16 protein-coding genes are annotated in these 18291 nt (G+C 72.3%); 4 read left to right on the top strand and 12 right to left on the bottom strand.

The annotated features are described in order from the left end of the window. Positions 1-59: 59 nt before the first annotated feature. The 3 genes from C1I92_RS25035 to C1I92_RS25025 all read right to left on the bottom strand — a co-directional run bounded on the left by C1I92_RS25035 (position 60) and on the right by C1I92_RS25025 (position 2984). Positions 60-995: a trypsin-like serine peptidase gene (locus C1I92_RS25035; RefSeq protein WP_111257365.1), complete on the bottom strand. Its 936-nt coding sequence runs from the start codon at positions 993-995 to the stop codon at positions 60-62. A gap of 179 nt (positions 996-1174) precedes the next feature. Next, positions 1175-2071 carry a DUF5134 domain-containing protein gene (locus C1I92_RS25030; protein ID WP_111257364.1) on the bottom strand — a complete coding sequence of 299 codons (897 nt, stop codon included), beginning with the start codon at positions 2069-2071 and terminating at the stop codon, positions 1175-1177. A gap of 541 nt (positions 2072-2612) precedes the next feature. Further along, positions 2613-2984 (bottom strand): VOC family protein, encoded by a 372-nt coding sequence (locus C1I92_RS25025; RefSeq protein WP_111257363.1) that lies wholly within the window; start codon positions 2982-2984, stop codon positions 2613-2615. Positions 2985-3123: 139 nt separating this feature from the next. On the opposite strand from C1I92_RS25025, the gene C1I92_RS25020 reads away from it, so the two are divergent. After that, the gene (locus tag C1I92_RS25020; RefSeq protein ID WP_111257362.1) at positions 3124-3471 is read left to right on the top strand and encodes a YciI family protein; all 348 of its coding nucleotides are present in this window, start codon (positions 3124-3126) and stop codon (positions 3469-3471) included. A 12-nt stretch (positions 3472-3483) separates the two neighbouring features. Here the strand turns inward: C1I92_RS25020 and C1I92_RS25015 are convergent, their stop codons facing one another. Next, positions 3484-4494, bottom strand: a complete 1011-nt coding sequence (locus tag C1I92_RS25015) for an aldo/keto reductase (RefSeq protein WP_369124131.1) — start codon at positions 4492-4494, stop codon at positions 3484-3486. A 37-nt stretch (positions 4495-4531) separates the two neighbouring features. Next, positions 4532-5326: a helix-turn-helix transcriptional regulator gene (locus tag C1I92_RS25010; protein ID WP_111257361.1), complete on the bottom strand. Its 795-nt coding sequence runs from the start codon at positions 5324-5326 to the stop codon at positions 4532-4534. Between the two features lie 49 nt (positions 5327-5375). Between C1I92_RS25010 and C1I92_RS25005 the strand changes: the two genes are divergently transcribed. Further along, on the top strand, positions 5376-5798 hold the full coding sequence (locus C1I92_RS25005; protein WP_199521567.1) for a DUF2000 domain-containing protein: 423 nt from the start codon (positions 5376-5378) through the stop codon (positions 5796-5798). On the opposite strand, the gene C1I92_RS25000 is transcribed toward C1I92_RS25005, so the two are convergent. The 3 genes from C1I92_RS25000 to C1I92_RS24990 are packed head-to-tail and all read right to left on the bottom strand — an operon-like array spanning position 5773 to position 7166. After that, on the bottom strand, positions 5773-6102 hold the full coding sequence (locus tag C1I92_RS25000; protein ID WP_111257360.1) for a putative quinol monooxygenase: 330 nt from the start codon (positions 6100-6102) through the stop codon (positions 5773-5775). The genes C1I92_RS25005 and C1I92_RS25000 overlap by 26 nt on opposite strands. 49 nt (positions 6103-6151) lie before the next feature. Beyond that, positions 6152-6640: a MarR family winged helix-turn-helix transcriptional regulator gene (locus tag C1I92_RS24995; RefSeq protein WP_158564268.1), complete on the bottom strand. Its 489-nt coding sequence runs from the start codon at positions 6638-6640 to the stop codon at positions 6152-6154. A gap of 37 nt (positions 6641-6677) precedes the next feature. Next, the gene (locus C1I92_RS24990) at positions 6678-7166 is read right to left on the bottom strand and encodes an anthrone oxygenase family protein (RefSeq protein WP_111257358.1); all 489 of its coding nucleotides are present in this window, start codon (positions 7164-7166) and stop codon (positions 6678-6680) included. Positions 7167-7260: 94 nt separating this feature from the next. Here C1I92_RS24990 and C1I92_RS24985 point away from each other — a divergent pair, with 94 nt between their 5' ends. Together C1I92_RS24985 and C1I92_RS24980 are read left to right on the top strand one after the other, a co-directional pair. Next, on the top strand, positions 7261-7629 hold the full coding sequence (locus C1I92_RS24985; protein ID WP_111257357.1) for a DUF2203 domain-containing protein: 369 nt from the start codon (positions 7261-7263) through the stop codon (positions 7627-7629). Between the two features lie 145 nt (positions 7630-7774). Further along, positions 7775-10885 (top strand): M14 family metallopeptidase, encoded by a 3111-nt coding sequence (locus tag C1I92_RS24980; RefSeq protein ID WP_111257356.1) that lies wholly within the window; start codon positions 7775-7777, stop codon positions 10883-10885. On the opposite strand, the gene C1I92_RS24975 is transcribed toward C1I92_RS24980, so the two are convergent. The 4 genes from C1I92_RS24975 to C1I92_RS24960 form a co-directional block, all read right to left on the bottom strand. Further along, on the bottom strand, positions 10882-12741 hold the full coding sequence (locus tag C1I92_RS24975) for a glycerophosphodiester phosphodiesterase (RefSeq protein ID WP_111257355.1): 1860 nt from the start codon (positions 12739-12741) through the stop codon (positions 10882-10884). The genes C1I92_RS24980 and C1I92_RS24975 overlap by 4 nt on opposite strands. Positions 12742-12856: 115 nt before the next feature. Further along, positions 12857-13600 (bottom strand): cupin domain-containing protein, encoded by a 744-nt coding sequence (locus C1I92_RS24970; protein ID WP_111257354.1) that lies wholly within the window; start codon positions 13598-13600, stop codon positions 12857-12859. Between the two features lie 119 nt (positions 13601-13719). Beyond that, positions 13720-15849, bottom strand: a complete 2130-nt coding sequence (locus C1I92_RS24965) for a PhoX family protein (protein ID WP_111257353.1) — start codon at positions 15847-15849, stop codon at positions 13720-13722. 199 nt (positions 15850-16048) lie between these two features. Beyond that, positions 16049-18160 carry a PhoX family protein gene (locus C1I92_RS24960; protein WP_111257352.1) on the bottom strand — a complete coding sequence of 704 codons (2112 nt, stop codon included), beginning with the start codon at positions 18158-18160 and terminating at the stop codon, positions 16049-16051. Positions 18161-18291 lie beyond the last annotated feature (131 nt).

The raw sequence follows: 18291 nt of genomic DNA, 5'->3' as shown, positions 1-18291 counted from the left end.
TCAGGTGTGTATAAGAGACAGCCCCATGATGGCTGCGTGACGCCAGCCGGGTTGGGCCGTCAGGCTGCGGCGGCGGCGTTGTAGATGGATTGGGCGGTGCTGCCGAAGTAGGGGCCGTACATCGTGTTCGGGTCGTTGTTGTACTTGTAGCTGTTGACCGAGTTCAGCCGGCCGCCGGTGATCCAGCCGCCGCCGGAGGAGCCGCCGGTCATGTCGCAGGCGATGCCCTGCGTCTGCAGGCCGCTCGGGTCGTTGCGGGCGGTGCCGCTGCACGAGTACAGCCGCTGGCCGTTGAACGGCGCGCCGGCCGGGTAACCGTAGGACGTGTAGCTGAGGCCGCGGGACAGGTTGAAGGCGATCGGATACGAGCCGACGACGCTGGTCAGGCTCTGGCCGGACGCGTTCTCGTTCATCACGGCGAAGCCGACGTCGACGTTGAAGTCGCCGCTGTTGGCCCAGCCGCTAGAGGTGAACAGGTCCGACGCGGTCCACTGGCCGTAGGGCGCCGAGCCGTTGTCGTAGGCGGGCACGAACGTGAACCGCGACGCGAACGCGCCGCCGTCGCCCTCGTGCAGGCAGTGCCCGGCCGTCGTGACGACGTCGCCGTTGCCGCTGGTCGTCGCGGTGCCCGAACAGACGTAGTTGACGCCGCCGACGGTGAAGAAGACCTTGCCGAGCTGCGGGCGCGGGTTCTCGGGGACGGCGGCCGGTCGCGGCTTGGCCTTGACGGCCGGAGCGGCGGCGGTGGCCGCGTCGCCGTCGAGGGTCACGTCGGCCGGGATGGCCGAGCGCATGCGTTCGGGGGTCCAGTACGTTTCCGTGGCGCGCTGCTGTGCCCGCGTCGTCGCCAGTTCGTGGTGCACGACCTCGGACGCCCGGACACTGCCGGCGGTCGCCGACGTCGCGTCCGTTCCGGCCAGCGCCGGAGTGGCAGCGATGCCGGACACCACGAGTGCGGCACCGGCCAGGAGAGATCGGATGACGGGTCTCCTCATTGCCCATTCCTCCCTGATGAGGCAGTTCGTCGGGGTTCGACGAGATGCCACAACATACAGTCATCATCCTGTCATGTACAGGTATGTCGCATTTGACTTTTCCGGGAGTTCGCCAGGACAACGGCCAGGACCGAAAGTCATGGCCCGGTCAACGTATCGGCGGGTGGACGCGGTGAGACTCAGAGCGCGCTGAAGAACAGCACGGCCATGCCGGCGCTGAGGGCTACCTCGCTGGCGCAGGCGCCGGCCGGAGAGGTCAGCAGGCGCGCGACCGCAGGCGCGGTGCGGGCAGCATCGGCCCGCGCGGCAGGCAGGCCGGCGGGGGCCGGGACGGCGAACGCGGAGGCGGCGAACCGCTGCGCCGGCGCCGCGCCGGGCCGGCTGGTGGACTCGGCGACACGGAAGCCCAGCGACGTCGCGGCGACCAGGAAGTACAGCCCGAACAGCCAGCTCACCGCCGCCAGCGGGGCGCCGGCCGCGTGCCCGCCCAGGCCGCCGTGTGCGGCGCCGGCGAAGGCTGCGTCGGCCGTGGCGGCGGCGCTCGCGGCGACCCCGCCGCCCAGGTCGGCGGCGGCGACGCCGCTCGTGGCAGCCCCGTCGCCGGCGGCGATGGCGCCGTGGCCGGTCAGGTACATCACGATCATCGCCGCGCAGCCGACCAGATGATGCAGGTGGTAGCCGCCGTGGGCGGCCGGGCCCGGAGCACGGGTAGGCCGGTCTCGCTCCCCGAGACCGGCGAGACGCTCCGGGCCGCCGAGGGGGCGGATCCCGGCCGCGCAGCAGCCGCCGGCGGGCAGCCCGGCCCGGCTCAGCACGCCGCCGCCGCGCAGCTGGACGGCGAACCAGGCCGCGAGGACCGCGAACACGACGATGCCCAGGGGCGCCGGCACGACCGAGCCGGCCGGAATGACCATCAGCGCCATCGCCACGCCCATCACGGCGTGCGACAGATCGGGCACCCCCGCGGCGACGGACCGTCCTCGTGTCACCGACCAGGTGAATCTGGCGGCCGAATACGCCGCGACTGCCAGGAACACCACGACGGCCACGGCACGGGCCATTTCGATCGGGGACATCGGCCTCACATCCCGGTCGGTGCTCCAACGGCGGCTGCGCTCCGGCGCAGGCGGCGCCGTGGCTTCACGGTAATGCACGCGGCTGCTCAGCAACAGTCTTGATCTTTGTCAAGACAGCTAGTAATTTGCCAGTCACGACGGCAGAAAATGAAACCTTGAATTCTCTTGACCGTCGTAACTGCGAGTGTCATTGTGGAGTCACAACAGAACACTGGAGTCCCGCTCGGGACGGACTGGCATCGAACTGGTTCCCGAGCGGCTGTGTCGGTCGCTTTTCGGGGGTCATTCCAACCCACAAGGGAGGAACGATGAAGGGCAGGCACAGGCGGCGGCGTCCCACCAGGTCGCGCAAGAGCTGGCCGCTCAGCTGGTTGAAGAGCGCCACGCGCGGGCGTGGGGACGATCCGGATGCGGTGGTGGTCGCCAGGTGACGCCGCTGCGCTCCAGCGTCCTGGGGTCGCTCGTCCCTTGACGGGGGTGGACGAGTCACCGCAGGACACGAAGGGTCCGGCTCGGGGCGAGCCGGACCCTTCGTGTGTGGTCACTCCTGCAGGACGGAGAGCACGTTGCCGGCCGGGTCGGTGAACCACGCGATCGGCGGGCCGGCGTTGCGGTGCACGCCCTTGGGGTCGGGGTCCATCTCGTCGTAGCGCAGGAACTCCACGCCGCGGCGGGCCAGCTCGTCGACGGCGGCGTCGATGTCGTCGACGGGGAAGTTGAGGATGGTGAAGCTCGCCGGCGTGTGCGCGTCGCCCTTCGGATAGACGAGCACGCCGTTGGAGCCGGCGATGTGCAGAGTCAGCATCCCGTTCGCCTCGCTGACCTCCAGGCCGAGCGTCTCGGCGTAGAACCGCTGGGCCGCCGGGATGTCGTCGACGGAGAACCCGCTGTACGCCTTCGTCTTCGCGAACATGTCAGTCCCCTCTCTGTATCACCCGGGACGGTACCCAGGGGCGCGGACAATCCACGAGGATGTCGAGAAGCGGGCGCCGGCTCCGACGTCTCGCCCGAGTGGTGTCCAGTGGGGACGCCGGAGCACGAAGGGTCACACCGTGAAGTACATGCTGCTCATCCACAACAACCCCGCCGCGATCGAGGCGCTGCCCGACGACGAGAAGACGGCGCTGTTCGGGCAGGTCGACACCGTGATGAAGGAGCTCCAGGAGTCCGGCGAGTGGGTCGGCGGCGCGGGCCTCGCCGAGGCGGCGCGGACGAAGACGGTGCGCGTCCGCGACGGCGCGACGATCGTCACCGACGGGCCTTACCTGGAGGCCAAGGAGCAGTTCGCCGGTTACCTCACCGTCGACGTGGCGTCGGAGGACCGGGCGGTCGAGATCGCCGCCAGCTGGCCGGACGCGAGCCTCTGGGGGATGGAGGTCCGCCAGCTCATCGGCGGCTGACGCCGCGCCCCGTCACATCGGCGCCACTGGCTCCGCGCGCAGGTCCGCGAGCAGCCGCTCGACCTCGGCCAGCTCGGCCGGGGTCAGCGGTCCGTGGTCCAGGGCGCCGGCGTTCTCCTCGATCTGCGCGACGGTGCGACAGCCCGGGATCGGGACGGTCGACCCGCTGCGCGCCCAGATCCAGGCCAGCGAGCCCTGCGCCGGCGTGCGCCCGCCGCTGCGCAGCACCTCGCGGACGGCGGCGACCCGGTCCAGCCAGAGTGGCACGGGGCGGCCGTCGCGGAAGTACCGGAGCCAGTCCGGCGCGATGCCGCGCACGTCGTCGGGCCCCAGCGTCGACGACGGCGTGAACTTGCCGGTGAGCAGTCCCATCGCGAGCGGGCTCCGGTTCAGGCTGGCGAGGCCGTGCGCCTCGCACGCGGCCAGCACCTCGGCGGCGTCGTGCAGCACGTTGAACGCGTGCTGCACGGCGGTGCAGTGGGCGCCGGCCTCGCCCCACGCGGCGGCGCGGTCGGCGTGGTCGGTGCTCCAGCCGTACCAGCGGATCTTCCCCTCGCCGACCAGCTCCTCCAGCGTGCCCAGCAGCTCGTTCGCCACCGGGATCGGGAGGTCGTTGAGGTGCAGCTGGTAGAGGTCGATGTGATCGGTGCCCAGCCGGCCCAGCGAGCCCTCGACGGCGCGGCGCAGGTAGGCCGGCGACGGGTCGGTGCCGGTGAGCTGGCGGGTCGCGGGGTCGATGGTGTTGCCCCACTTGGTGGCGATGACGACGTCGTTCCAGCGGCCGGCCAGCGCCCGTCCCAGGATCGTCTCGCTGTGTCCGGTGCCGTACGCGTCGGAGGTGTCGAAGAGCGTGACCCCCAGCTCGAGCGCCCGGCGGATCGTCGCGATGGACTCGTCGTCGTCGACCTCGCCCCACCCGAAGGGCTGGTCGCCGCCCCAGAACGGCCCGCCGATGGCCCAGCAGCCCATGCCCAGGGCGCTGACCTCGAGGTTGCTCCGGCCCAGGCTGCGCGTCGTCGCGATCATGCCGGCCACCCTGCCAGTTCGAGCGCGCTCGAAGTCAAGTCCCGGCGTACCGGCCCGGGCTGACGCCGACGTAGCGGCGGAACTGCCGGGTCAGGTGCGCCTGGTCGTAGAACCCGGCGGCCGTCGCGACCTCGGCCGGACGCCGCCCGGCCAGCAACAGCCGGCGGGCCAGCTCGACCCGGCGGCCGGTGAGGTAGCGGTGCGGCGGCAGCCCGAACGCCGTCGTGAACGAGCGCACCAGATGGGTGGGGTGGGCGTGCAGCTGCGCGGCCGCGGCCCGCAGCGTGACGCCGTCGGCGACGTGTGCGTCGAGCAGGTCCCGCAGCCGCCCGGCCAGCCCCGGCGGCGACGGCGGCGGCGCGGCGCCGGGCGCCAGCCGCTCGGCGATCCGGTCGCCGATCAGCGCCAGCCGGCTCTCCGCCTCCAGCACGTCGCCGGGCTCCTCCAGCGCGCGGTGCAGCTGGTGCACGCGCTGGCGCAGCCGCCGGTCGGCGAACGTCGGGTGGTCGACGGCGGCGCCGATCAGCTCCTCGCCGAGCACGCCGGGGTCGAGGTAGAGGACCCGCTTGTGGAAGCCGGCGGGCGTGGCGGCCCGGCCGTCGTGGGGGACGTGCGGCGGCAGCAGCGTGACGGCGGACCCGGCAGCGCCGTGGTGGTGCCGGTCCAGGTCGAACCGGATCGCGCCGTCGTCGACGATGAGCAGCGTCCACGCCGTGTGGGTGTGGGCCGGGTAGGCATGCCGGGTGAACCGGGCGTGGAAGACCTCGGCCAGTCCGGGCACGTCGGGGCGCCAGGCGCGGACGCGCTCGCTCGCGCTGTGCGGCGGCACGCTAACACCGTACAAGACCCGGCGACGGCGGCCGCGGCACGCTGGGAGGGTGACCGACGAGATCCGCTTCGCCACCAAGATCGCCGTCCTGCTCGCCGACGACCTGCCCGTGTGGCAACGCCTCAATGTGACGGCGTTCCTGGTCAGCGGCCTGGCGGGGACGATCCCGGAGCTGATCGGCGAGCCGTACGAGGATGCCGACGGCACCGTCTACCTGCCGATGTTCCGCCAGCCGGTGCTGGTGTTCGCCGGCGACGCCGCCGTCGTGAAGGCCGCGCACGAACGGGCGCTGGATCGCGGGCTGCGGCCGTCGGTCTTCACCCGGGACCTGTTCGGCACCGGCAACGACCGCGACAACCGCGAGGCGGTCCGCGCCGTGAAGCGGGCCGACCTCGACCTCGCCGGCATCGCGGTGCACGGCCCGAGGAACGCCGTCGACAAGATCGTCAAGGGCGCGCGGCTGCACCCGTGAGCAGGTCGACGCCGAGGCCGCCCTCGACCCGCGCCTCGACGCCGGTGAACTCGCCGGTCAGCATCGGCATCGCGGCGGCGATCGAGGCCTTCGTCTCCGGCAGCTCCAGCGACGCGTCGTGGTGCTCCTTGGAGCTCCACAGCTCGCTGACGACGACGAGGTCCGGGTCGGTCTCGGAGACGCCGACGGCGTAGAGGTGGCAGCCGGCCGCGCGCAGCCCGTCGGCGCCGCCGAGCAGGATCGCCACGACCTCGTCGCGGCGGCCGGGCCGGGTGCGCAGGGTCCCTTGATATGCGTACGTCACCGCGTCAGCCTCGCTGCCGCGAGGCATCGACGGCTTGTACGGATCGGACCTAGTGCCGATCGCCGATCTCCTGCATCAACCGGCACGGGTCGGCGACGGGATCGGCGGCGTGCAGCCGGCCGGCCAGCCGGCCGAGCAGCTCCCGCAGCGTCGCCCGGTCGGCGTCGTCGAGGCCGGCGAGGACGTGCTCCTCGGTGAGGCGGATCCGGCGGTCGGCCTCGGCCAGGTACTCGCGGCCGCGCTCGGTGGCGACGACGCGGCGGCTGCGGCGGTCGACGGGGTCGGGCTGCCGCTCGATCAGGCCCGCCTCCGCCAGCGCGTCGAGCAGGTAGGTGAGCACCGTCTTGTCGACGCCGAGCCGTTGCGCCAGCGCGGACTGGGTGCGCGGCTCCTCGCGGACGGCGACGGCCAGCACCTGGCGGCCGCGGTGGTCGCCGGGGATGCCGGCCGTGGCGGCGTCGGCGGACTGGACGTAGGCGCGGAACAGCACGCCGAGCCGCCAGCCGAGGTCGTCGTCGATGCCCTGGGTCGTGGTCACCCGGCCATGATAATCGTCTGTGCGGCAGAAGATCTGTCTACTCGACGGCCGCCAGTCCGGCGGCGAACAGTATGGCCGCGGCGAAGCTGGCCACCGCGCGGATGTGGTTCCACGACGTCCACTCCGCGTAGTAGGTCTCCCAGCGCTGTTTCGCCTCGGGCCCGTCCGGGTCGACGAGGTGCAGCGCGTTGTTGCGCGGGACGTGATAGGTGGCGGTGAGCACGACCGAGCCGAGGATCAGCAGCAGGCCGGCGATGAGCAGGTAGATCGCCTCCTCCTCGCCCCAGCGCACCAACGAGTAGACGACCGAGACCGCCGACAGCAGCGCCGAGCCGACGAAGGCGGTGAGGAACCACGGGTTCATCAGCGCCACGTCGATCTTCTGCATCGCCCGGATGGCGTCACCCGGCGCCAGCCTCCGCAGGCCCGGCATCACCATGCTCGACCAGGCGAAGTAGACGCCGGCCATCAGCCCGGCGGTGACCGCCGAGGCGAGCGTCAGGGCGAAGAACACGCTGTCGGGCATGCGGAGCCTCCAGACGACGGTGGTCGCGATCCTAGAGCCTGGCCCTGGCAGTTGGCCGGTCCCGCGCCGCCACGGGATCCGGGACAATCGGGGGATGAGCGACGTCTACACCGCCGCCGAGGCGCGGGCCGTGCTCGACCAGTTGCGCCCGACGCTGGCCGCCCTCATCGAAGTGCGCGCCGACCTCGCCGAGCTGGGCGCCGCCGTGCCGGGCGGGCGGCCGACGCCGCTGGGCGGGCTGCCGGAGCTGAAGGCGGCGCAGGCCCGCCTGGACGAGCTGCTGTCGGCGATCGTGGCGGCCGGGCCCGAGGTGAAGGGGATCGCGCCGGTGCTGCTGGACTTCCCGTCTGTCCTCGACGGCGAGCCGGTGCTGCTGTGCTGGCTCGAGGGCGACGTGGAGCTGGGCTGGTACCACCGCGCCGACCTCGGCTTCGCCGGCCGCCGCCCGCTGCCACCATCCTGAGCGGTCCGGACCAGCGGCTGCACAGCGATCATCGTCACCGGTAGCGTCCGGCCGGGGGCGAGCCCGGGGGCGGCCTGAGCCGCAGCCAGCCCCGGCTCTCGAGTTCGTCGTCGACGTCAGTCGCGTGCGGACAAGGGAGTCCATCATGGCTGTAGCCCGTTCCACGTCCCGTCGTCTCGTCGCAGCTCTCGCCGTCACCGGCCTCGGGTTCTCCCTGCTGGCCGTCAGCGGCGCCGGTGCTCAGGAGGGTGCACCGGACGAGCAGTCACTCGAGGTCTACACCGCGGAGGTGACCGGCGCGGAGGCCGCCGCCCTGGCGGGCGAAGGCCTGGACGTCGTCGCCACCGAACCCACCGGCGACGGTGTGGCCGTCGACCTGGTGCTCAGCGAGGACGAGGCCCGGGCGCTGCGCGGCCGCGGGATCGGCCTCGAGGTCAAGCGCAACGAGGACGGCCTCAGCGCCACCGAGCTGGCGGCGAGCCAGGCGGCCAGCGGCTTCCAGGTGTGGCGGTCCTGGGACGAGGAGGGCGGACTGCGTGACGAGCTGTACCAGCTGGCCAGGGACAACCCGCAGATCGCCAAGCTCGTCGTGCTCGGAGAGACCTACAACGGCCGCGAGATCATCGCGCTCAAGCTGACCCAGGGCGCCCGCGGCATCGCCGACGGGACCCGGCCGGCGGTGCTGTACAGCTCGCTGCAGCACGCCCGGGAGTGGATCTCCGGCGAGGTCAACCGCCGGCTGCTGCACCACTTCGTCGACGGCTGGCGGGCGAACGATCGGGAGATCAGAGGGCTGCTGCGCCGCAACGAGCTCTGGTTCGTGCTGGTCGCCAACCCTGACGGCTACCAGTACACGTTCGACGCCGAGCGGCTGTGGCGGAAGAACCTGCGCGACAACGACGGCGACGGCGCGATCACGCTGCTCGACGGCGTCGACCCGAACCGCAACTACCCCGAGCACTTCAAGTACGACGAGGAGGGCTCGTCGTCGCTGTTCTCCAGCGACACCTACCGCGGGCCCGCGGCCGCGTCGGAGCCGGAGACCCAGGCCATGATGGACCTGTACGACCGGGTCCGGTTCGCCTTCCACGTGAACTACCACTCCACCGGCGAGTGGCTGCTGTATCCGGAAGGCTGGCAGATCGGCACGCCGACGGCGGACGACCCGATCTACTTCGCGCTGTCCGGCAACCGCGACAACCCCACCATCCCCGGTTGGGAGCCCGGGTTGTCCTCCGACGTCCTGTACGTGACCAACGGCGAGACCACCGACTTCGCCCACGCCCAGCGCGGCACGCTGGCGTGGACCCCGGAGCTGGGTGAGGGCATCCCCGGCAGCGGGTTCGTCTTCCCCGACGACGAGGCGCTCATCCAGGCCGAGTTCGAGAAGACGCTGCCATTCGCCCTCGACGTCGCGAAGTCCGCGGCCGACCCGGACGACCCGGTGTCGCACCTGGGCCTGACGACCAAGCCGTTCTACCTGGAGAGCGACGACACCTACAAGGCCGGCCTGCCGCAGGCGGACTTCACGTTCGACTACTCCTACGGCGACCCGCAGGAGGTACGGGTGCTGGCCAAGCGAGACCTCGGCGAGGTGACGCTGAAGTACAGCGTCAACGGAGGCCCGGCCGTCAGTGCGCCCACCGAGGAGTGGAAGGGCGGCGACCGCTACGGCGGCACCACGGCCGTGCACTACCGCGTCATGAGCGGCGTGGTCACCGGCACCGACCCGGGCGACACCGTCGAGGTGTGGTTCGAGGGCGGCGGCGCGACCAGCGAGTCGTTCACCTACGCCGCCGTCGAGGAGTCCGGGAACGACGTGCTGATCCTCTCAGCCGAGGACTACACCGGTGCGTCGCCGGTCCAGGCCGGCGGGCCGAACCACCTCGCCGCCTACGAGGAGGCGCTGACGGCGAACGGCGTCGGCTACGACGTGTACGACGTCGACGCGAGCGGCCGTGTCGCGCCGGATGCCCTGGGCGTGCTGTCGCACTACGACGCCGTGGTCTGGTACACCGGCGACGACGTCGTCACGCGCGAGCCGGGCTGGGGTCCGGGCAACGCGTCGCGACTGGCGATGGACGAGCTGCTGGAGGTCCGCGACTACCTCAACGAGGGCGGGCGGGTGCTCTACACCGGCAAGTACGCCGGCAGCCAGTACACGCAGAACCTCGGCGACCAGCTGTACGACCCGACCGCGGCCAACGCCCAGTGCACGCCGCCCGGCGGGCCGACGCTGGAGCGCTGCCGGCTGACGGCCGGCTCCGGCGACCTCACCAACGACGTCCTGCAGTACTGGCTGGGCGCCTACCTGGTGGTCGACGACGCCGGCACCGCCGAGGACGGCACCCTGCTCGACGTCATCGGCAGCGAGCTGGGCCCGTTCGAGGGGCTGGCCTGGGGCTTCGACCCGGCCGGCAACCAGGACCACAGCAACTCGCAGGTGGTCACCAGCGGCATCCTGCCGGTGGAGGAGTTCCCGCAGTTCGAGAGCTGGGTGGCGGCGCGCTGGGACCGCGAGGGCGGCCCGTTCGCCCCGCACAGCGGCGACTTCTACGTCTACTCGCAGATCGCCGACGTCTCGTTCAAGCGGCTGACCAACACGATCAGCGTCCCGGCCGGTGGCGCGACGATGTCCTTCTGGACGTCGTACGACACCGAGGCCGCCTGGGACCACCTGTTCGTCGAGGCTCGTCCCGCCGGCACCGAGGACTGGACGACGCTGCCGGACGTCAACGGGCACACGACGACGGACACCGGCGACAGCTGCCCGGCCGGCTGGAACACGCTGCATCCGCGGCTGGAGCACTACCAGACCGTGATCGACGACGAGACCTGCGAGCCCACCGGCACCACCGGCGAGTGGAACGCCGCGTCCGGGAGCTCCGGCGGCTGGCAGCAGTGGACGGTGGACCTGTCGGCGTACGCGGGCGGCGACGTCGAGGTGTCCATCAGCTACGCCAGCGACTGGGCGGTCCAGGGGCTCGGCGTGTTCGTCGACGACATCACCGTGTCCACGGGCGACGGCACGACGGACTTCGAGGCCGACCTCGACGGCTGGACGGTGCCGGGCTCGCCACCGGGGAGCGCGCCGAACGCGAACGACTACGTCCGCACGACGGCGGCCGGCTTCCCGGAGGCCGCGGTGACCGCGACACCGGGCACGCTGTACGCCGGGTTCGGTCTGGAGGGGATCGAGGGAGCGGCCGAGCGCGCCGCCGTCATGGGCGCCGCGCTCGACCACCTGCTCCGTTAGAGCGCGCGGGCGTCGGCGGCGATCAGCTCGGCCAGCTCGGCCGGCAGCTGGTTCCCGCCGACGCCGTCCTCGGCGATCGAGGCGACCCGGATCCAGTCGGACCGGTCGATCGCGCGCAGCAGCTGGTCGCGCAGCGTCCGGTTGACGTCCGGGCCCGTGGCCAGCCGGATCAGGCCGGCCGCCGACGGCTGCACGGTCACCGTCGTGGTCGCGGTGGCGGTCCCGTTGACGCCGGTCGCCGTCGCCACCAGCGTGTGCTCGCCGGCGGTCAGCGAGTCGACGGCGATCGCGGCGCCCTCCGCGCCGTCCAGCGTGATCGCGATCGACTCGGCCCGCTCCGACGTCACCGCCGGCACCAGCACGTCGCCGCGGGTCAGCGTCGCTCCGTCGGCGGGCGCCGCGAACGCCACCGTGGGCGCGTCCGGCACCGTCTGCACGTGCCGCGCGTTCCAGCCGACCAGCTCGCCCGGCTTGTTCGTGATGACGCCGTCGACGCCGAGGTCGCGCAGGATCGCCCACTGGGCCGGGTCGTCGATCGTGTACGGCATGACGGCGATCTCGGCCTCGTGGAGGTCGGCGATGACGTCGGTGCGGGTCTGCAGCGCCGTCCACGACGGGTTGTAGGCGACGACGCCGAGGTCGCGCGCCGTCGCGACCGGGTCGGCGTCGAGGCTGGAGCGCAGCAGCGCGATCCGCAGCGACGGCTCGATCGCCTTCACGTCGCGCAGCACCTGGACGTCGAAGCTCTGCAGGATGGTCTGCTCGACCAGCCCCTGCTCGCGCAGCTGGCCGACGATGAGCTCCAGCTGGGCGTAGGTCTCCGGGCCCTTGACCTCCAGCAGCAGCGCCGGCGCCCGGCCCTTCAGCAGCGCCAGCACGTCGAGCAGCGTCGGCACCGGCTGGCCGGAGAACGCGGTGGAGAACCAGGAGCCGGCGTCCAGGCCCTCGATGTAGTCGGACGTGACGGTGGGCAGCGCGCCGGTGCCGTCGGTCGTCCGGTCCAGCGTGTTGTCGTGCAGGATGATCGGCACGCCGTCGGCGCTGCTGGCGACGTCGACCTCGACGTAGTCGGCGCCGCTGCGCAGTGCGGACTCGACCGCGGCGAGGGTGTTCTCCGGGGCGACCGACGAGTAGCCGCGGTGCGCGATGACGGCGGGCGTGGACTGCGGTCCGACCGGACGGATCACCGGCTCCTCCTCCAGTTCGGTGACGACGACGTCGTCGAAGGATACGGTCGCGCCGTTCGCGAGCAGGCCCAGCACGCCCGCGTCGGAGCGCTGCAGTGCGCTGGTGCGCATGACCTCCTGGCCGTCGAAGATCCAGGTGGCCCGGCTGCCGCGGACCTCGACCGCGATGCGCACGTCGCGGCCGGTGCCGGCGGCGCTCGGCGCGGCGGCGGTGTTCGTGACGTTCCAGCTGTCCGAGGTCGTGCGCTGGGCGAACTCCAGCCCGTTGGACGCCGTCGAACCGGTGCGCATCGTCGCGATCCACCAGGGCGTGGCGCCGTTCGGCGCGATGTCCAGCCCGACGGCGGTCCAGCGCGAGGTGTTCTGGACCGACTCGAACCGGGCGGTGACCTCGACCCGGTAGTTGCGCAGGTGCGGCCCGAATGTGATCCGCGACAGCTGGCTCGACGACGTGCTGACGCCGACCAGCCGGCCGTCCGACACAGACCACTGCCCCTCGATGGCGGTCCAGCCGGCCGGCACGGCGCCGCCGGAGAAGTCCTCGGTCAGCACGACCGCGGGCTCTTCTGCCTGCGGTTCGGCGGCCGCCGGGACGGCGACGAGCGCCGCGCCGAGCGCGACGGCCGGCACCACGGCGGCCAGGAGCAGGGACGGTCGGAACGGGCGCACGGGATCCTCCAGAGGTCGGGGGTCTCGGGGATGCTACGGATCGTCACTGAATGCCGGTTGAACGGCGGGTGATGAAGCCGGGCGCAGTTCGCGTACTCGTCGCGCGGGGCGCAGGCTATCCCGCGACCGCCGCGACGTCCCAGGTGCGCAGCCGGCCGCACATGCCGTACCGGTAGGGCTGTTCACGCCGCTCGCCGACGTGCACCGACGCCGCTCGAAGGTGGGCCGCGTCGCCGCCGGCCAGCGCGGCCAGCACGCTCCCCGTCTCGTCGACGCCGGCGCGGACGCCGTGCTCCCAGGTGGACCGCCAGCCCGGCGCCTTCGCGGCGACCAGCGCGCCGGCTCGCTCGTACAGCCGGTCCAGCGCCGCCGGGCCGTCGTCGGCGACACGGGCCCGAAGCGACGCGAAGCCATCCAGCGCGAGGTCGCGACGGCGCCGGGCCGCGGCCGCGACGACGTCCTCGCCGGCCTCCGCGACCGGCGGCAGCGCGGCAGCGGCGGCATACCGGTCCGGATCGGCCAGCACCGCCTCGGGGAAGGTGAAGACCGCGTCGCCGGCCTCCGGCAGCCCGGCGTTCTGCATGACGACGACGATCTGCAGCCCGCCGTCGTTGACCAGCCGGTGCACCGTCCCCGGCGTGAACCACAGCACCGTGCCCGCCGTCAGTGGGTGTGTGCCCACGCCGGCGGCGCTCAGCGTCTCCAGCCGTCCACGCCCGCCGACGACGACGTAGCCCTCGGCCGACGCCGTGTGCAGGTGCGGCGACCCGCCGGCCAGCCCGTCCGGGCCCGGCCAGTCGTAGACGGTGAGGTGGCTGACGGCCGTCCCGCCGGGGAATCCCGGCCGACCTGCACCCATGCGAACGACCTCCAGCTCAGGGGGAAAGCGCTCTCCCACCCTAGCTCGCAGCGGAGGCGACGCGAAAGGGCCCCGGCGCCTGGATGGCGCCGGGGCCCCTGCCTGCGGATGTCGCGACGTCAGTCGCCGATGAAGGGCCCGTTGCCCGGGCTCTTGCGCCAGACCGTCACGACCGACGGCCGCGGCTGGTCGCCGTACGGGAAGGTCGAGAACGGGTTGTCCGGCGAGGCGTCGTTGTTCTCACCCGGGTGCTGCACCGCGATGGTGGCGGTGCGGCCGTCGGGGGTGATGAACGGGCCGGAGCACTCGGCGCCCTTCGGGACCGAGGCGAACCGGCGGACGTGGCCCTTGTCGGGGCCCTCGACCGGCATGACGAACAGGCCGTCGTTGATGCCCGACGGGCCGGGCATGCCGTCGGTGGAGATCCACAGCCGGCCGGCCGGGTCGAACGCCACGTTGTCCGGGCAGGACATGTGGCTGACCTGCGACTTGTCGTAGCCGTCATAGTAGGTCGACGCGTCGTTCGGGTCGCCGGCGAGCACCAGGATCTTCCAGGTGAAGCTGAGCGCCGCGGCGTCGTTGCCGGCCTCGTCGAGGCCGATGATGTGGCCCCACTTGTTGTTCAGGCGCGGGTTCGGCTCCTCGACCCCGCGCGACGCGTTGCGCGCGGTGTTGTTCGTCAGCGCGATGACGACGGTGCCGGTGACGGGGTTGCGCTCGACGTCCTCGGGCCGGTCCATCTTGGTGGCGCCGACCTTGTCGCCGGCCAGCCGGGTGAACGTCAGCACCTCCTCGACGCTCATGCCGTCGACCTTGCTCTTGCCGCCGACCACGAGCGGAATCCACTGGCCGGTGCCGTCGAAGGCGCCGTCGGACGGGAGCTTGCCGGTGCCGTCGATCTCCGCCGCCGGGCTGTCGCCGGTGAACTTGGCGACGTAGAGGTCACCCTCCTCCAGCAGCCGCAGGTTGGAGTCGCGGTCGCGCTTGCTGTCGCCGGAGCGGAACTTGTTCTTGGAGATGAACTTGTACACGTAGTCGAAGCGCTCGTCGTCGCCCATGTAGGCGACGACGCGGCCGTCCGCGGCGATGGAGATGGTGGCGCCCTCGTGCTTCATGCGGCCCAGCGCGGTGTGCTTGCGCGGCGTCGAGCGCGGGTCGTACGGGTCGATCTCGATGATCCAGCCGAACCGGTTCGGCTCGTTCGGCTCCTGGGCGAGGTCGAAGCGCTTGTTCGTCTTCTCCCAGGCGCGGTCGGTGCCGGCGGTGGTGCGGATGCCGTAGCGGGCGTAGCGGGCCGCCGTCGTGGCGTCGGCGATGGCCGCGGACGAGCCGAAGTACTGGTTGAAGTTCTCCTCCGCCGTGAGGATGGTGCCCCACGGCGTGGTGCCGCCGGCGCAGTTGTTCAGCATGCCGAGGATCTTCGTGCCGGTGCCGTCGGCGCTGGTCTTGAGCAGGTCGCTGCCGGCCACCGGGCCGGTCACCGCGAACTGGGTCTGGGTGTGGATGCGCCGGTTGTAGCGGCGGCGGCCGCCGACGGGAAGCCACTCGCCGGTCTCCGCCACGCGCTCGATCTCGACGACGGAGCCGCCGTGCGCGGCCTGGGCGATCTTGAGCTGGTCGACGGTGGCCGCGGCGGCGCCGGTCCAGCCGCGGAACATGAGCTCCTCGTTGGTGTACTCGTGGTTCACCCAGAGCAGGCCCTTGGTGAAGTTCCGGTCCAGCGGGAGGATCGCCACGAAGTCGCAGTTGTAGCCGAACTGCTGCAGCTGCGCGGCCTCGGTCTGGTGGTCGAAGTCGAACTCCGGTGCGCCCGCCAGGATCGGGTCGCCCCAGGCCACCGTCACCGACCAGTCGTAGCCGTTCGGCACGACGATCGTGTCGAGCGTGTTGTCGCCGATCGAGCGGAACCCGACCGGGCGGCCGCGCTCGGGCAGGTCAGGGAAGCTCGGCGTCGGCGGCTTCGGGCCGGACGACGTCGTGCTCGCGGGGGCCGCGGCCGCGGCCAGCGCGTTGCCGCCGACACCGGACCCGACGACCAGCGCGGCGACGGCGCCACTGCGCAGCAGCCCGCGCCGCGACATCGCCTTGTTCACCATGTCGCCGAAGTACTCGTTGTCGCTCTCGTTCGGCACCGGGTGGAAGCAGGCGTCGGCGCAACGGTACTTGCAGGTCATGGCACTGCGACCGCCATGGACGCCGCCCAGCACGGGCAGCAGGCGGCGGCGCTGGGCGCCTTCGGGTTCGGGCATGGGAGTCCCTTCGTCACAGCTCCGGCACGTTCTCACCTGAACCTAGGAACAGGTGGGCCCGTGGGCCACCACGTCAGGACGAACAGAAGGTAAAGGACAAATGAGTGAGGCAAGCCTTTGCTAAGTCTCTGACGAGGGGCGGGACGGGGCCGGCGCCGCGGACGAGGGACGCCGGCCCGCGCCTTCCCACCCCCCGAGCTCAGTCCCCGATGAACGGTCCGCCGGTCGGGCTCGTGCGCCAGACGGTGACGACCGACGGGCGCGGCTGGTCGCCGTACGGGAACGTCGACGCGGGCGCCTCGGGCGAGGCGCCGTCCTCCTCGCCGGGATGCTGGACGGCGATCAGCGCGGTGCGCCCGTCCGGTGTGATGCACGGCCCGCAGCACTCCGCGCCGACCGGCACGGAGGCGAACCGGCGCAGGTGGCCGGCGTCGTCGCCGTCGAGTGGCAGCACGAACATGCCGTCGTTGACGCCGACCGAGCCGGGCATGCCGTCGGTGGCCAGCCAGAGCCGCCCGGACGGGTCGAAGGCGACGTTGTCCGGACAGCTGATCATGCTGACCTGCGACTTGTCGAAGCCCGCGTAGTAGGTCGACGGGTCGTCCGGGTCGCCGGCGACCAGCACGATCGACCACGTGAACGTCGCCGCGGCCGCGTCGCCGCCGTCCTCGTCCAGTGCGATCACGTGGCCCCAGCGGTTGGCCGCCCGCGGGTTGGCCTCGTCGGCCTGGGCGGGCGTGCGGCGGTCGTTGTTGGTCAGCGCCATGAAGACGGTGCCGGTGACCGGGTGCGGCTCGACGTCCTCGGGGCGGTCCATCTTGGTGGCGCCGGCGCGGTCGGCGGCGAGCCGGGTGAAGACCAGCACCTCCTCGACGCTCATCCCGTCGACGGCGCTCTCGCCGTCTCTGACCAGCGGCAACCACTGGCCGGCGCCGTCGAACAGGCCGTCCGACGGCAGCCGGCCGGTGCCGTCGATCTCGCTCGCCGGGCTGTCGCCGGTGAACCGGGCGACGTAGAGGTCGCCGTCCTCGAGCAGGGCCAGGTTGTGACGCCGGTCGCGGTCGCCCTTGCCAGTGCGGACCCGGCCGGACGAGACGAACTTGTAGACGTACTCGAACCGCTCGTCGTCGCCCATGTAGACCGCGACGCATCCGTCCGCCGTCAGCGCTGTCGTCGCACCCTCGTGCTTCATGCGGCCCAGCGCGGTGAGCTTCTGCGGCGTCGAGCGCGGGTCGTACGGGTCGATCTGGCAGACCCAGCCGAACCGGTTGGGCTCGTTCGGCTCGCGCGCGACGTCGAAGCGGGCGTCCGCTCGCTCCCAGGCCTTGGTCGTGCCGGCCGTCGTGCGGATGCCGTAGCGGGCGTACCGCGCGGCCGTCACCGGGTCGGTGACCTCGGCGGACGCGCCGAAGTACTGGTTGACGTTCTCCTCGCCGGTCAGCACGGTGCCCCACGGCGTGGTGCCGCCGGCGCAGTTGTTGAGCATGCCGAGGACGGTCGTGCCGGCCGGGTCGGCGCCGGTGCGCAGCAGCTCACTGCCCGCGGCCGGCCCGGTGACCCGGAACGCCGTGCCGGCGTGGATGCGCCGGTTGAAGCGGCGGCGGCCGCCGTCCGGGCGCCACTCGCCGGTGCCGCCGGCGCGCTCGATCTCGACGATCGACCCGCCGTGTGCGGCCATCGCGATGCGCAGCTGCTCGGGCGTCGCGGCGGCCGCGCCGGTCCAGCCGCGGAACATCAGCTCCTCGTTGGTGTACTCGTGGTTCACCCACAGCAGCGCGCGCTCGAAGTCGCGGTCCAGCGGGTAGACGGCCACGAAGTCGCAGTTGTAGCCGAACTGCTCGCGCTGGGCGGCGGCGCTCTGGTCGTCGAAGTCGAACTCCGGCGCGCCGCGCAGCACCGGGTCGCCCCAGGCGATCGTGACCGACCAGTCGTACCCGTTCGGGACGACGACGGCGTCCAGCGTGTTGTCGCCGACCGGGCGGAAGCCGACCGGCCGGCCGTACTCGGGACCGTCCGGGTGGTCCGGCGTGGGCGGTCTCGCCGTGCCGCGGGTGACATCGTCGGCCGCGGCGGACAGCGTGCCGGACACGCTCGACCCGACGACGACGGCGGCCGCCGCGGCCCCGCCGCGGAGCAGGCCCCGACGGCTGACGGCGGCCTCGACGACGTCGCCGAAGTAGGCGTTGGCGCTGGTGTTGGGCGGTTCGTGGGCGCACGCGTCGTCGCAGCGATAGCGGCAGGTCATCGCGCTGCGGCCGCCGCGTCCGCCGTCGATCAGGGGGAGCAGCCGGCGGCGAGTGGGGTCGGGCATGGGAGTGACTCCCTCCGCCGGAGGCGCGAATGTGGTGTCACAGCGTAGGTAAACATTCACCCGTTGGCTACCGAAAAGTCACGAATGGCTCCGCCGGGGCCCGAGGGTGCATGCTGGAGGTCACGGGGAGA

Source organism: Jiangella anatolica, assembly GCF_003236295.1.
In the GTDB taxonomy this organism is placed as follows: Bacteria; Actinomycetota; Actinomycetes; order Jiangellales; family Jiangellaceae; genus Jiangella; species Jiangella anatolica.
The sequence above is the reverse complement of the archived record's forward strand: the minus strand, read 5'-3'. Positions and strand labels throughout refer to the sequence as shown.